At 70.4% G+C, this 15,106-nt stretch carries 11 protein-coding genes; 5 read left to right on the forward strand and 6 right to left on the reverse strand.

Annotation, left to right across the window (positions count from 1 at the left end):
* Both ACHAAC_RS09515 and ACHAAC_RS09520 read right to left on the reverse strand, forming a co-directional pair.
* Positions 1–1,902: a LuxR C-terminal-related transcriptional regulator gene (locus ACHAAC_RS09515; RefSeq protein WP_435715889.1), complete on the reverse strand. Its 1,902-nt coding sequence runs from the start codon at positions 1,900–1,902 to the stop codon at positions 1–3.
* Positions 1,903–1,925: 23 nt separating this feature from the next.
* Complete coding sequence (locus ACHAAC_RS09520; protein ID WP_435715890.1) at positions 1,926–3,263, reverse strand: Hsp70 family protein; 1,338 nt, start codon at positions 3,261–3,263, stop codon at positions 1,926–1,928.
* A gap of 298 nt (positions 3,264–3,561) precedes the next feature.
* Between ACHAAC_RS09520 and ACHAAC_RS09525 the strand changes: the two genes are divergently transcribed.
* From ACHAAC_RS09525 to ACHAAC_RS09535, 3 genes are all read left to right on the forward strand, one after another.
* A complete protein-coding gene (locus ACHAAC_RS09525) occupies positions 3,562–5,784 on the forward strand; it encodes an IniB N-terminal domain-containing protein (RefSeq protein ID WP_435715891.1) in 2,223 nt (740 codons plus the stop codon).
* Positions 5,785–5,948: 164 nt separating this feature from the next.
* Complete coding sequence (locus tag ACHAAC_RS09530; RefSeq protein ID WP_435715892.1) at positions 5,949–7,796, forward strand: dynamin family protein; 1,848 nt, start codon at positions 5,949–5,951, stop codon at positions 7,794–7,796.
* Complete coding sequence (locus ACHAAC_RS09535; protein ID WP_435715893.1) at positions 7,793–9,292, forward strand: dynamin family protein; 1,500 nt, start codon at positions 7,793–7,795, stop codon at positions 9,290–9,292. Before ACHAAC_RS09530 ends, ACHAAC_RS09535 begins: the two co-directional genes overlap by 4 nt.
* Here the strand turns inward: ACHAAC_RS09535 and ACHAAC_RS09540 are convergent.
* Positions 9,279–10,037, reverse strand: a complete 759-nt coding sequence (locus tag ACHAAC_RS09540; protein WP_435715894.1) for a hypothetical protein — start codon at positions 10,035–10,037, stop codon at positions 9,279–9,281. The two genes, ACHAAC_RS09535 and ACHAAC_RS09540, sit on opposite strands and share 14 nt — an antisense overlap.
* On the reverse strand, positions 10,034–10,804 hold the full coding sequence (locus ACHAAC_RS09545) for a DsbA family protein (RefSeq protein WP_435715895.1): 771 nt from the start codon (positions 10,802–10,804) through the stop codon (positions 10,034–10,036). Before ACHAAC_RS09545 ends, ACHAAC_RS09540 begins: the two co-directional genes overlap by 4 nt.
* Positions 10,805–10,932: 128 nt before the next feature.
* On the opposite strand from ACHAAC_RS09545, the gene ACHAAC_RS09550 reads away from it, so the two are divergent.
* Complete coding sequence (locus ACHAAC_RS09550) at positions 10,933–11,415, forward strand: pyridoxamine 5'-phosphate oxidase family protein (protein WP_435715896.1); 483 nt, start codon at positions 10,933–10,935, stop codon at positions 11,413–11,415.
* A gap of 215 nt (positions 11,416–11,630) precedes the next feature.
* On the opposite strand, the gene ACHAAC_RS09555 is transcribed toward ACHAAC_RS09550, so the two are convergent.
* Positions 11,631–12,890, reverse strand: a complete 1,260-nt coding sequence (locus ACHAAC_RS09555) for an ATP-binding protein (protein WP_435715975.1) — start codon at positions 12,888–12,890, stop codon at positions 11,631–11,633.
* A gap of 211 nt (positions 12,891–13,101) precedes the next feature.
* On the opposite strand from ACHAAC_RS09555, the gene ACHAAC_RS09560 reads away from it, so the two are divergent.
* Complete coding sequence (locus ACHAAC_RS09560) at positions 13,102–14,310, forward strand: DUF222 domain-containing protein (RefSeq protein WP_435715897.1); 1,209 nt, start codon at positions 13,102–13,104, stop codon at positions 14,308–14,310.
* 14 nt (positions 14,311–14,324) lie between these two features.
* Here ACHAAC_RS09560 and ACHAAC_RS09565 read toward each other — a convergent pair whose 3' ends face one another.
* On the reverse strand, positions 14,325–15,098 hold the full coding sequence (locus ACHAAC_RS09565; protein ID WP_435715898.1) for a sulfite exporter TauE/SafE family protein: 774 nt from the start codon (positions 15,096–15,098) through the stop codon (positions 14,325–14,327).
* Between the last annotated feature and the right edge of the window lie 8 nt (positions 15,099–15,106).

Here is a 15,106-nt window from a genome sequence, read left to right on the forward strand (position 1 = left end):
TCAGGACCCGGTGTCGATCTGTTCAACGACCTCGCGCAGCATCGTCAGCAGCTCGCCCCGGCTCGAGGCCCCGAGACGACGGCGCATGCGCGCCACGTGGTGCTCCACGGTCTTGGGCGAGATGAAGAGCCGCTCGCCGATCGCTCGGTAGCCGTGCCCGGCCAGCACGAGGCGGGCAACGTCCAGCTCGCGGTCGGTGAGCACGGAGGAGTCCGCGGCCTCGCGCACCCGGCGCCGGCTGTCGCCCGCCTCCACCCGTCGCGCGAGGTGCATCAGCGAGAGCGACGCCTCCCTGTCGCGGCCTCGGGCGGCGGCCTGACCGGCGAGACGTGACGCGTCCCAGACGTGACCGACCTCCGCGAGAGCCGTGACCGCCTCCTCCACCGAGTCCATGTCCGCCTCGTTGCGCAGGATCTGCAGCCAGGTCTGGCCGGCCTTGGCCAGCGCCGCCGCGTAGGTGCTGACGTCGGCTGCCTTCACCAGGGCTTCCGCGTGCGGCACCAGGGCGGCAGGACTCTGGGCCAGGAAGGCCGCCTGGACGCCGGACCAGTGCAGCGTCGCGGTCCAGGTGGGCGGATGCCCGAGCCGATCCAGCAGCTCCATCGCGCTGCGCAGCATCGGTCGCACCCGCTCCCCGTCGCCCAGCCGCGCCGCGACGACCACCATCTCGCTGAGCGGCAGCAGGTCGAACAGGTCGACGCGCAGCCCGAGGATGTGGCCTCGGATCTCCCGCCAGGCCGCGCTCGTCGCCGGCAGGTCGCTGCGGCGGCGGGCGATCCCGGCTCGCAGTCCCATCAGCAGCAGGGTGTCGCGCTCGGAGAGGTCCGCCTCGGAGCCGACGGACTCGATGCGCGACTCCGCCTCGTCGAGGTGACCCCGGACCATGAGCGTCCATGCCGAGAGCAGAAGGTGTCGCCGGCGGCCGGGCTCGCCGCCGAGTCCCGCGTGCAGGGCGCGGTCGAGGACCACGTCGGCCGCGGCCGGCTCGCCGCGACTGATCGCGACGATCGATGCCAGCGCCGCGGGGGTGTCCGGCATGAGCGCCGCCGCACCGGAGGGCGCGAGGGCCGACGCGGAGCGCGCCAGCAGGTCCAGCGACTCCTCTCCGGAGCCCTCGACGCTCAGGAGCAGCCCGTCGGCCAGGTCTGCCAGCCCGGCAGCGTAGTTGGTCGGGTCGTCCGTCCCCATCGCCTCGCGCCACGCGCGCGCGCCGGAGACGTCACCGAGGCCGATGCTCGTCATCACGGCCCAGGCCCCGGCGTCACCGATGTGGTCCGGCCCCACGTGCCGGTACAGCGCCCCGGCCCGCTCGAGACGGTCGCACTGTGCGTGGACGGACGCCGCGAGCAGGGCAGCGCGCCGCGTGACCGAACGCGTCGACGACGTCCCGAGCAGGTCGTCGGTGATCGAGAGCACGACGTCACTGTGCCCGCAGGAGGCCGCGACCTCGGCCCGGAGCAGGAGCAGGGCCTCGTCGTCATGGCCGAGGGCACGGCCGACGTCGGCCAGCGACGTGTGCAGCACCGACCCACCCGGGGCCTCGTTGACGGCGCGCAGGAGCAACGACAGGAGCCGGGGGTCACGGCACCCCGACTCGGCGAGCGAGCGCAGCACCCCCGGTCGCACGGAGGCGGTGTCACCCTCGAGCTCATTCAGGACGCGGTCCTGGATCTCCTGCAGCTCCTGGGGGGCTGCCTGCGCGAGGGCACTCCCGGTGTCGACGGTCCGTGGGACCGCGTCGTGGACCCGCAGTGCCCCTGCCTCCACCAAGGCATCGACGTCACAGAGCACGGCCTCCTCCGAACGGCCCAGCCAGTGCGCCAGCTCGGCCGTGCTGGCCGGGTTGCTCACGGCGACGTGGACCAGCAGGCGGCGGCGCTCGGCCGCCTCGCGACCCGTCACGGCCTGTCCTCCGACCGCGGTGGTCATCGTCCGCCGGCGATGGCCGCCGCCGGGTCGGCGATCGGCACATCGCTTCCTGGTTCGTCGATCTGGACGGCCGAGACGTCGGCCGGAACCACCATGGCGTCCATGTGCGAGCCCGCTGGCAGCGCAGCAGGGGAGCCGGGGACGTCCACCCGCCTCTGCGACACCATCACGCTCTCCTGGCCGGCCGCCGCGCCATCGCCGCCGGCTCGCTCGGGACCGTCGGTGTCGGAGGTCGCGCTCCCACCGACCGGCAGTGCCGCGAGGGCCGGAGTGACCAGCTCGTGCTCACCGTCCTTGCGCCGACGTCCACGCTCTCGTCGTCGGCCGGCCGGCAGGGCCGCCTGCGGGGCCTTGCGACGCCAGGTCTTCCTGGGCGTCGGCTGCACCGGGGCCACGGCGCGGGTCGCGGCACCGCGGGCCACGACCTCCACCGGGGCGTCCGCGACCACCACCTCCAGGCCCAGGTCGGCGGAGAGCCGTTGACTGACCAGCGGCATGGCCGCGAGGCCGCCCACGAGCAGCACTCCCTCGACGCGCCCCGGGTACTGGTCGACTGCGGTGGCCACCATCCGGATGACGGACTCCGCCCAGGGGGCGGCGAGCTCCTCCAGCTCGCTGCGCACCAGACGAAGCCGGCGGTCGGCCCCTGGCAGCTCGGGCTGCACGGACTCCACGGCGCCGAGGGACAGCGCCTCACGGACGCCGCGGCACTGGTCGAGTGCCTTGCGGGCCGCCAGGACGGTCTCGGGGTCCTCGCGATCCACGGCGACACCGAGGTCGGCCAGGCCTCCCACCAGGTGGTGGAGGACGGCACCGTCCAGCCGGTCCCCGCCCTCGACGTGGACCAGCGCCGGGCTGGGAACGGCCGACGGTCGCTCGGTGCACCGCTCCACGATCACCACGCTCGCCACCTCGGCGCCCAGGTCGACGACCGCGACGGTGTCGGGCAGGCTGCCCCCGGCGGCCCGGTGGCCCAGGACGCCTGCCTCGCCGTCGTTGATGAGGAGCACGTCCCCCAGGCCGGCGGCGTCCAGCGCCCCTCCCACCCAGCCGAGCGCTCTCGGCGTCCACCAGCCCGGGACAGCCACGGCGGCCGGAGCCGTCGATCCGCCCCGGCCGTCGCCGGAGCGATGGGCTCGCACGGCGTCGGCCACCACTCCGGCGAACACCTCGTGCGCCTGCCGCAGGGCGAAGCCGTTCTCGCTCAGCAGCACGCACGGGACGTCGTCCCCGACCCGGCAGACGAGCTCGGGGGGTGCTTGGTGGGGTCTGCTCTCGACGCCGGCTTCATGGCTCAGCGTCACGGTGGTGGAACCGACATCGATCCCGATCATTCTCGCTCCATCCCTTGGGGGGTGCACCTGCTGGTGCTCCCCCGATGGCGCGTCCCGCTCCCCACTGGCCGCATCGTCGAATCCGACGGTAGCCCTGCACCATCGCCCGCGCTGGACAACCGCGGAAACTCGATCCCCTCCCCCATCCCCTAGTCACCCTGACCCGGCAGGGTTCCGCGTGCCCCGGGACCGCGGGGAATTCAGGGGGCTGCGCCCCGTTGGCCGGGTCGGCCGGCAGACCTAGCGTGAAGTCGTTCCCGTCGAGACTCGGCGAGACCGTGAACCTAGGAGTACTCCCATGGAGACCAACCTGCTGACCTTCCTCCTCGACCTCTTCGGGGACGGCGCCAAGGCCGAGGCCTTCGCCGCGGACGGCGAGGGCGCTCTTGCCGCCGCCGGCCTGTCCGACATCTCCTGCGCCGACGTCGACGCCCTGACCCCCCTGATCGCCGACTTCGCCCCGGGTGCCGTCATGGTCTCCGGCGGTGGTGGTGGCGGTGCCGGCGGTGGTGGTGGCGGTGGCGGTCACCCCGTCGACATGATCCAGCAGCTCGTCCACAACGTCGCCATCGGCAGCTACGAGGCCAACGGCTTCAAGCAGAACATCTGGGCCGAGGGTGACGTGAGCCAGGCCTTCGCCGGCCAGGGCGGCCTCGCCGTCAACGGCGACTTCCTCCCCGAGGACCCGGTGATCGTCGGTGACGGCAACGTGGTGGCCTCCGACTTCGCCGACGCCGCCGGTCGAGACCTCATCCAGAACAACGGCGACGGCACCCTGACCCTGGGTGGCGACACCATCCAGAACAACGGCGACGGCAACATGGCCCTCGGCGGCGACCAGACGGTCGCCCAGGACGACGGCGTGATCGCGGGCGATGACGTGGCCCAGGACGGCGGGGTCAACGCCGGCGGCGACGTGGCCCAGGACGACGCTGCCCAGGTCGGCGGGAACCAGAACAACGACGACAACACCGGAAACTACGTCGGTGGCAACCAGAACAACGACGAGAACACCGGCAACCAGAACGGCGACATCGTCGGCGGGAACAACGTCGAGGACGGCGACCTCGTCGGCGGCGACAACTACGAGCCGCTGGGCAACACCGGCGGCATCGGCAACAACAACTCCGACAACTCCATCGAGGACTCCGGCAACACCGAGATCGAGGACTCCTACAACCAGGACAACGACGGCATCGACGTCGAGGACAACTCAGGTGGATTCGGCAACGACGAGTCGGTCGACGTCGACGTCGAGGTCGGTGACATCGGCTCGGGCAACACCGACATCGACGACTCCGGCAACGACAACAGCTCCAACGACATCAACGGCGACATCACCGGCGGCGACAACGTCGAGCAGGGTGACAGCGTCGGTGGGAACAACAACGAAGCCCCCAACACCGGCAACGACAACTCCACCGAGGTCGAGGTCGGAGACGTCACCATCGACTCCGGCAACACCGACGTCGACATCGACGACTCCGGCAACGACAACTCCTCCAACGACATCAACGGTGACATCACCGGTGGCAACAACAACGAGGCCCCCAACACCGGCAACGACAACTCCGACAACTCCGAGGTCGACGACTCCGTCGACATCGAGGTCGGCGACGTCAACCTCGGGTCGAACAACGACAGCTCCTCCAACGACGACAACTCCTCCAACGACATCAACGGTGACATCACCGGTGGGAACAACAACGAGGCCGGCAACACCGGCAACGACAACTCCACCGAGGTCGAGGTCGGCGACGTCGCTCTCGGTTCCGGCAACACCACCAACACCGATGAGTCCCTCACCGTGGGCGACGTCGGCTCCGGCAACACCGAGGTCGACATCGACGACTCCGGCAACGACAACTCCGACAACCGGGACCAGTCCGACAACTCCATCGACGACGACTCCATCGGCGGCGACAACTTCGAGACCGGCGGCAACAACGGCGGCATCGGAAACGCCGACAACCGCAACTCGGGCAACGACTCCAGCAGCACCGTCGCCCTCAGCGAGACGCTGAACGAGGACAACTCGGTGAGCGTCGGCACCTTGGCGGTCGACCTGTCGGAGGACAACTCGATCGGCGGCGACAGCAACCCCGCCGCGACGGCCGTGGGCACCACGACGGTCAACGACAACTCCGTCGGTGACACGACGACCGTCAATGACAACTCCGCCGGCGACACCACGAACGTTGACGACGACTCGATCGGCGGCGACAACTTCGAGACCGGCTCCAACACGGGCGGCATCGGCAACACCGTCGTGGAGGCACCGGCACCGGCACCGGCACCGGCACCGGAGCCGGTTGTTGCGGAGACGCAGTCGTCCTCGGCTCCGGCCTCCTCGTCGGACGGTGGCTTCTACGAGGGTGACTCGGGCGGCTCCGGCGGCGGTGGCTACGGCTACGAGTCCGATGCCGGTAGCGGCTACACGGCCGACGTCGAAGGTGGCGACTCCTCCTACGGCGGCGATGCCGGTGGTGGCGACTACAGCGACTTCGGGTACGACGGCTGACGCCGATGTCGAGGTAGACGGTCCGTGACCGTCAGGACCGCCCCGGGCACCCGCCCGGGGCGGTCCTTCGTCGGTGAACCCGTGGTGAGGTTTCTGCGAATCGGCCGTGCGAGCGACATCTGTGTGTCACGATCGCAGTCGACGCTCACCCCGGAGGAACCCCCGTGCCACACTCCACCGCCGTGGCGCTCGACCTGGACCGGATCACCAACCGGATCCACACCCTGGCCGTCCAGAGCGGCCGGGCCGAGCTCGCCACCCGACTCGACGGAGCTGCCGCTCTGCTCGCGGACACCTCGGTGCGCGTGGTCGTGGTGGGCCAGTTCAAGCAGGGCAAGAGCGCGCTCGTCAACGCGTTGGTCTCCACGCCCGTGTGTCCCGTCGACGACGTCCTGGCCACGTCCGTCCCCACGGTCATCCGCTGGGGCGAGCGGCCGCGCGCGGAGCTGGTCACCGAGGTCGGCCCGGACCACGCGCCGGTCCGCACCGAGATCGATCCCCGCACCCTGCGCCAGCACGTCACCGAGCTGGCGGCCGAGGCCGGCAGGCTGGGGGCGCTGCGCGCCGAGGTCAGCCTGCCGCGGGAGGTCCTCGCCGACGGCCTGACCCTCGTCGACACCCCCGGCGTCGGCAGTGCCCAGGGCCAGGCCTCCACGACCCTCACGCTGCTCCCCCAGGCCGACGCGGCGATCATGCTCACCGACGCGACCCAGGAGCTGACCGACCCCGAGCTCGGGTTCCTGCGCCAGGCCATCTCGCTGTGCCCGCGCGTGACCTGCGTGATCAGCAAGATCGACCTGCAGCACCAGTGGCGCGACATCGCCGAGGCGGACCACGAGCACCTCCGCGCGGCCGACATCGACATCCCCGTGCTGGCCACCTCCGCCCTCCTGCACGACCTGGCCGACCGCGAGGACGACAGCGCCCTGGCCCGGGAGTCGCGCATCGGTGCCCTGGAGACCCACCTGCGCGAGACCGTCCGCGTCGACGTCCTCGCCGAGCGCCACAAGGCCGTGGTCGAGGACATCTGCTCGGTGGGCGAGCACCTGGCGATGGTGCTGCAGGCCGAGCTCAGCACGGTGGGCGATCCCGCCGGTGGCCATCGCGTCGTGCACGACCTGGAGCAGGCCAAGGAGGCCGCCGATGCGCTCACACGCCGCTCGGCACGCTGGCAGCAGACGCTGTCCGACGGCGCCCTGGAGCTCGTCTCCGACGTCGAGTTCGACCTGCGCGACCGGCTCCGGGCGGTGGGCCGCGAGGCCGAGCAGCTCATCGACGAGTGCGACCCCGGCGAGGTGTGGGACGACTTCGGCCGATGGCTCTCGGACTCCGTCGCCCAGGCCGTCTCCGACAACTTCGTGTGGACCCACCAGCGCAGCGAGCACCTTGCCACGGTGGTCTCGCAGCACTTCTCCGTCGACGGCCAGGCCGCGGTCCCGGACCTCTCGCTGTCCGGCGGCACGGATGGCATCCTGCGCTCGATCAGTGGGCTGGAGCTCGTGCAGTCCGGCCGGTTGTCCTTCGGTCAGAAGATCTTCATCGGGATGAAGGGCTCCTACGGCGGCATCCTGATGTTCGGCCTCATGACCAGCCTGGCCGGCATGGCGCTGGTCAACCCCCTCTCAGTGGCCGCTGGCCTGCTGATGGGGGGATTCGCCTACCGCCAGGACTCCGCGCAGCGTCTCGAGCGTCGCCGCAGCGAGGCCAAGACGTCCGTCCGCCGCCTCGTCGACGAGGCGATCTTCCAGGTCGGCAAGGAGTCTCGCGACCGCATGAACCGGATCAAGCGGGTCCTGCGCGACCACTTCACCTCCGTCGCGGAGGACCTCAAGCGCTCGCTGCAGGAGTCGGTCCGCGTCGCCAAGGACGGCGTGGGACTGCCCCAGGACGAGCGGGCCCGCCGGGCCATCGTGCTCTCGCGCGAGCTGGACGAGATCAACGGCCTGTGCGACGAAGCACTGGCCCTGACCGAGGTCGCGCCCGTCGCACCTCCCGAGCTGAGGTCGGCATGAAGGCACCCCTGGACTCCGCCCGCGCCGTGGTCACCGCGGCGCGAGCCGTGTACGCATCGGACCCCGCGGCGCTGAGCGAGCTCGACGAGCTCGAGGCCCGGCTCGACCAGCCGTTGCGGGTCGCGCTGGTCGGGTCGGTCAAGGCCGGCAAGTCCACGCTCCTCAACGGCCTGCTGTGCGAGCGCATCGCACCGACGGACGCCCGCGAGTGCACCCGCATCGTCACCTGGTACCGCCAGGGGCCGACGCCGTCGGTACGGGCCCAGCACGTCGACGGCGGGTCGACGACCCTGCCGGCGAAGCGCCACCACGACCGGCTCGAGCTCGACCTGCAGGGCCTGTCCGCCGACGAGCTGGACCGCCTGGAGGTGACGTGGCCCGCGCCCGGCCTGACCGGCATCACCCTGATCGACACCCCCGGCACCTCCTCGATCTCCCACGAGGTCTCCGCCCAGACCGACTCGTTCCTCCTGCCCGAGCAGGGCGCCGCGGGGGCGGACGCCATCGTCTACCTGCTGCGCTCCCTGCACGAGTCCGACGTCCGCCTCCTGCGTGCACTGCACGAGCGCACCCGGCACGGCAACGCGGCCGTGGGTGCCGTCGCCGTGCTGTCACGGGCCGACGAGCTCGGCGCGGGCCGGCTCACCGCGATGGTCTCCATCAACCGCGCGGTCGAGCGCCTGCGGAACCACCCCTCCCTGGAAGGTGTCTGCGAGACGGTCGTCCCGGTCGCCGGTCTCATGGGCCTGGGTGCCACGACCCTGCGCCAGTCCGACTTCACGGTCTTTCGGAGCCTGGCCGGACGCGATCGCGACGAGACCCGCAAGCTCCTCATCAGTGCCGAGCGGTTCATCACCACCGACAACGCGACGCTGCCCTCGGAGAAGGTGCGGGCCGACCTCGTCGACCGCTTCGGCATCTACGGCATCCGGCTGGCCCTGGCCGTCGTGCGCGGCGGAGTCAGCGACGCCACCGAGCTGTCGACCGAGCTCGTGCGCCGCAGCGGCCTGGAGGAGCTGCGCCGCGTCCTCGACGTCAACTTCGCACAGCGCCAGCCCGAGCTGAAGGCACACTCGATCGTCCTCGCCGTGCACCGCCTCGTGCGGGGACGGCCCGTGCCGGGCTCGGCCGACCTGCTCGTCATGGCCGACGACCACCTGGCCGACGCCCACGCCTTCCGGGAGATGCAGCTGCTGGGTCGGATCGTCGCAGGGCGGGTCGGCCTGGGCGCCGACCATGTCCGCGAGCTCGAACGGATCGTGGGTGGCCGCGGAGCCTCGCCTCACGACCGGCTCGGGATCAGTCCCGACGACATCACCCCCGAGGGGCTCGTCGAGCGGGCCGTCGAGCACCTGCGTCGCTGGCGCGAGCTGTGCGAGAACCCGCTGCTGGACCCTGAGACCCTCGACGCGTGCCGCGTCGCCCAGCGCAGCTGCGAGGCGATCGTGGCGGCCGCGGTGGAGGGATCGCCGGAGCGGGTCTCTACTCCCGCTTGACGTCGTCCTCGCGACGCGCCTCCAGGGAGAGCAGTCCCTCGTGGGACGCCAGCTCGCGCTGGTCCTCGTCCACGGAGTCGCCCTCCTCGGCATCGCTGGTGCGGCGCTGGTGCAGGGGTCGGCGACCGGCGGCGGCCGGGGTCATCTCGTCGCCCGGGGCAGGCGGTACCAGCGGCGCACGGCCGGTCCGCTCGGTCTGGCGCAGCCACGCCGCCACCGGCCGACGGGTGATGAGGACAGCAGCCGCGACCAGGCACACGATGTTGACCACGCTGAGCACGTCGTCGACCAGGCCGCCGGCGCGGATCGCCCAGCTGATGACGGCCACCGGGAGGTAGAGCACCGCCACCGTCACGAAGGTGGTCCGCGAGGGCAGGCTGCGGCGCACCGCGGCCGACCTGATGCTCAGGACCTGCGCCAGCGAGAGCAGGGCGCCGAGGCCCGCAGCGGCACCCACCAGCACCCAGACGGCCCGGCGGACCTGCTTGTCGGAGTACTCATCGGCCTCCTCCGGCAGGCCGGCCACGAGGTCCGCCCGCACCTGCACGTGGTCCAGTCCGGCGAGGGCGGTGACGGCGACGAAGGCCAACGCGGCGACCAGCACCAGCGCCAGCGCGATCAGCACGTGCTGAGGCCGTGGCAGCGGAGTGGGCTCGGGCAGGCTCGTGCGGAACGACGGCCGCGACGGCGCCTGGCGGCGGCCCTCGTCCCACGACGGGCCGTCGCCCGGGTCACGGTCGCTCACGACGCCCCCTCGATCGCGACCTCGAGCTCCTCCGGGCCGGGGATGGTCTCCTTCCCGTCGACGCTCTTGACGATGTCCGACCCGCCGATGCGGACGGTCGGGGTGGTGCTGACGTCCCCGTCGCGACCCTCCTCCAGCGCCTTCTCGACCCACGGCTCGAAGGTCCGGTCCGCCACGCAGTCGACCACGTCGTCGGCCCCCGCAGCCTTCGCGAGCTGGCGCAGACGCTTGTCGCTCAGTCCGTCGGTGCCCTCCTTCGGCTGGTGCTTGAGCAGGAAGTCGTGCATCTCCGCGTAGGCGGCGACGCCCTCCGCGTCAGCGACGCAGGCCGCCGCGTTGGCCGCGCGCTGCGCGTACTCGTCGGTGGAGGCCTCGAGCAGGAACGCGAACGGGTGGTAGGTGATGCTGATGGCACCGTCCTCGACCTGCTCGCGCAGGAAGTCACCGGATCGCTCGTCGAAGGACTTGCAGGACGAGCACAGGAAGTCCTCGTACAGCTTGACCTCGACGGGGTCGCCCTCGACCTCGTCCTCGTCGGTCGCCAGCTCGGGCGTGAGCGTGAAGCCGTAGTCGTCCGTGGCGTGCGCGGGGGCGGCGATGTCGTCGTCCTCGCCGGCCTGGGTCTGGTACCAGCCGGCGGCGCCGATCCCTGCGACGGCGACCAGCACCGCGAGGATCGTGGTGACGGCGCGACGACGGTCCGATCGCCGATGGCCCTGACGGATACCTTCCGCCAACGCCTGCCGCTCCCGAGATCTGTCGTCCATGGCACTCCCTGCCGCTCACTGACCTCGCCCACTGTATGCCTCTGGACCCCCGTCGTCAGCGAATCCACGGAGCTCGCGGTCGGTGCTCCCGACGTGCGGCGACGCCCACCTGGGCGTTGACTGGAGCCATGAGCAACCCATCACCGGAGTCCACGTTCGTCGAGCTCCTCGACGGCCTGCACATCGCCATGTTCACCACCCGCGGCACCGACGGGACACTGCGCAGCATCCCGATGGCCCGCCAGGAGGTCGATGCCTCCGCGGAGCTGTGGTTCATCACCGCTCGCGACACCGAGCACGTCCGTGACGTCCGGACTGATCCGAACGTCCTGCTGACCTTCGCCGGTGGCGGCACGTGGGTCGCCCTCACCGGCAAGGCCGCTGTGGTGGACGACCTCGACAAGCTCAAGGAGCTGTGGAGCACGTTCGCCGAGGCGTGGCTCCCCGAGGGTCCCGAGGGCGAGAACTCCGCCCTCATCCGCGTCGACGTCGACACGGCGGAGTACTGGGACTCGCCCGGCGGCCGGACCGCCTCCGTGCTGAGCCTGGTCAAGAGCAAGCTCACCGGCGAGACCTACGACTCCACGCACGACACCATCCATCCCGGCTGAGAGCATCGTGCGGCCGCTGGTCGTCACGCGGAACATGACCCTGGACGATCAGCGGCCGGAAGTCTGTCCGTGGTGGTTCGTCGCTGGCCCGTCTGATCGACAACCGTCGACCGTCGACCGCTCAGGGTCACCAGGTCGAAGCGCCCACTGAGACGCGGGGCGCCGTTCGCACGCAATGCGTCGGGTGTCGGAGTGTCGGGGATCTGACCGAGGAGCTAGGGGCCGAGAGTTCCGATGGGCAGCACACTCACGCCGTCGGGTCGGCTGTAGGCGAAACCTGTGGTGGTGATGACACCCAGTGCCGCTGGCGGTCCCGCCTTGCTCTGATCAACTTTCTTCGCGAACGACAGCAGGGTGGCGGCTGCCCGATCGCTGTCGGCTGGGTTCATCTGCACCTCGAAGGCGCCCCATCGACCGTCGGGCAGGGTGACGACGACGTCGACCTCGTTCTGATTCTGGTCTCTCCAGTGGTGGACCTCCCCGCCTAGGCTCTGCGCATAGATGCGGACGTCACGCACCACTAGATTCTCGAAGAAGAATCCGGTGGCGTTGAAGTCTTGTTGGAGCTGGTTGGGTCCTTGACCGAGGGCTGCGATCGCCAGGGATGGGTCGACGAAGTACCGGGTAGGTGATGATTGCAGGGGGGTGGCTGAACGCATGTGCGGCGCCCAGGCTGGCGCGTCTTCCGTCAACCGCAGTCGGGTGAGGGAATCGAGGTATCCGTCGATGGTGGGCCGCGCCACCGGGCCCTCTGCCCCACCAACATCCCTGGCCAGCGCAGTGACCGTAGCGGAGGTGCCGACGTTGCGAGCCAGCGAGCTGACCAGTCGACGGATGTTCCCCGGATCCCTTTTCCTCGCACCGAGTTCTTGAATGTCGACCATGACGATCTGGTTGAGGTAGTCGCGGAGCCACCTCGCGGCGTCGTGGGTATCGGCGTCGATCAGCGCCGGCCAACCGCCGATGCACATGCGGTCGACGATGTCCGAGACAGTCAGTCCGGAGTCATGCGCGGTGACCTTGTCGCCGGCCAGGATCCCCTTCAAGGATGCGTGTCCGGTGGAGTGCCCAGACTCCATCAGCGACATGGGCCGCATCTGGATGATTGCTATCCGGCCAGCGCCGGAGTGCCGATTGACGTCCTCGCGGGGAGTGGCCGACCCGGTGAGGATGTACAGCCCTTTCATGGGCGCGCGGTCATCGACGGCACGGCGTACTTGGTCCCATAGGCTGGGAACAATCTGCCACTCGTCAAAGAGCACCGGGGCCGGACTGTCGAGCAGAAGGTCGGGGGCGACGCCGGCTGCATCGCGAGCCGCCGGGTCGACATCGAACCGGTAGCTGGTGGTGGCCTTCTGCGTGGCTGACTCGGTCTTCCCACACGCCTTTGGTCCTTCGATGAGTACCGCGCCGATCGAGCTCAGCCGTTCAGCAAGTTCGGTGTCCAGTACCCGTGTCCGATAGCCGCCTCCCATCGCCACTACTGCCTCCGTGCCTCGCCTCGATCGAGACGGCTGGGGCCATCCTTGAGTATGCAAAAACCATAACACTAAGTTGACAGAATCCATACTCTCGAGTGAGCGAAATCCATACACCCATCCTGCGCGGAGATTGAGATCTCCGTGCCTCGCCTCGGCGCATCGGGCGGCAGAAGTTTGTGTCAGTGGTCGCCAGTATGTTTGATTTATGGACATCGCAGGAGTCACCGAGGTCGGTCAGCTGACCGCGCTGGTGCGCTCTCGCGCGCAGGCCGAGGCTGGTGAGTGGGAGGCGATGGTGGCCTTCCGTGACGCTGAGCAGGCCCGGATCGATGCGCTGGAGTCGCCGCTGCGGCGGCTGGCCGAGCGGGCCGGGGTGGTGCTGGAGATCGCCCAGTCGATGGGCCTGTCCGAGGCCCAGGTGCATCACCGGCTGGCGGTCGCAGACCGGGTTCGGGAACGGGCACCGCACGCGTGGCTGGCCTTTCAGGCGGGCCGGATCGATGCCGCCCGGGTGCGAGAGGTCGCCTCGGCGTTGGATCGTCTCGAACGGGCTGAGTCCTGGCTGCGGCTGGACGGCTCGGTCATCGCCTACGCCACCACCCACACCGTCGCCGAGCTCCGGGTCTGGCTCAAGCGATTCGTCCTGCGAGTCGAGGCCGACCTCGCCCTGGAGCGCTCCGAGAAGGCCCGCAAGGATCGACACGTCGAAGTCGTGCACGTGGAAGACTCCATGGCCTGGATCAACGCCTACCTCCCCTCCCACGTCGCCGCAGCCATCCAGAAGCGCCTCGTCCGCGAGGCCAAGGCACTCGGCGCAGACGACCCACGCACCAAGCCCCAGCGGATGGCCGACCTCCTCGCCTCCTGGACCACCACCTCAGAGTCGACCGAGACCACACTGGTCTCCGACATCGCCGTCACCATCGAGGCGGACGTCCTCACTGGCCTGCGCGACGGGTTCGCCGCCTCCGCCGACGGTTCCTGGGCCGTCCCCGCCTCCTGGATCCTCGACGAAGCACTCACCGGAACCGCGTTCTGGCATCGGATCCTCATCGACCCCATCAGCGAGGACATCCTCGCCCACCAGTACGTCGGGCGCTTCGCGCCCCAGCTCCTCGCGAAGGCCATTCAGTTCCGCGACGGAGTCTGTCGTGCCCCGGGATGTCGGGTGCCGGCCGAACACTGCGACCTCGACCATCGAGAACCCTGGCCCACCGGGGCCACCACTGCAGAGAACGTCTGGGTCTTGTGCCGCAGACACCACGCCATGAAGGGACACCAGGTCCTGCAGTGGGTTCTGCCCTCCGGACAAGCGGTCGCCGCCGGCAGCACCGAACATCGCCCCAAAACGGCGGAGGCTTCACCCGCCGAGCACCGGCTCGCGCACCTCGTGGTCCACCACCCACCGCGATGAGCTGCCGCTCATGGTCACCAGATGAGGCCACCCGCGATGCGCACGGTGAAGGCCGCGACGACCACGAGGAACACGGCCCGGATGAAGCGGCTGCCGCGAGAGACCGCCGTGCGTGCACCCAGGTAGCCCCCGGCGATGTTGGCCACGGCCAGCACCGCCGCGACCTCCCATGCCACCGCTCCCTGCGGGATGAAGACGAGCAGCGCGGCCAGGTTGGTCATCAGGTTGGCCACCTTGGCCCGCGCGCTGCCGTCGAGGAAGCCGTACCCGAGCAGGCCGACGAGCGCGAAGACCAGGAACGATCCCGTCCCGGGGCCGAGCGCACCGTCGTAGAAGCCGATCACCAGGCCGATGCCCATCACCGCGAGGACGTGGTGGTGGCCGGCGAACCGCAGCCGGCTCACGCGGCCGAGCTCCGGTCGGGCGATCGTGTAGGCGCCCACGGCCACGAGCACCACCAGGATGATGGGGTCGAAGGCCTCGCGCGGGATGAACGAGGCCACCACCGCGCCGAGCGCGGATCCCGCGAACGCCGAGAGGGCGAGGGGCACCACCGTCCGACGGTCCAGCCGGATGCGTCGGGCGTAGGTGATGCTCGAGGTCGTCGTCCCGGCGATCGACCCGGCCTTGTTGGTGGCGAGCAGCTGCACCGGCGCCGCGTGCGGGAAGGCGATCATCAGGGCCGGGAGCTGCACCAGGCCGCCGCCGCCGACGACGGCATCGGTCCACCCGGCGAGGAACGCCGCGAGGCCGACGAGCACCAGGATCGTCGTGGACGGATCGTCCATCGTCGCCT

Source organism: Aeromicrobium sp. CF4.19 (assembly GCF_051262555.1).
Lineage (GTDB): Bacteria > Actinomycetota > Actinomycetes > Propionibacteriales > Nocardioidaceae > Aeromicrobium.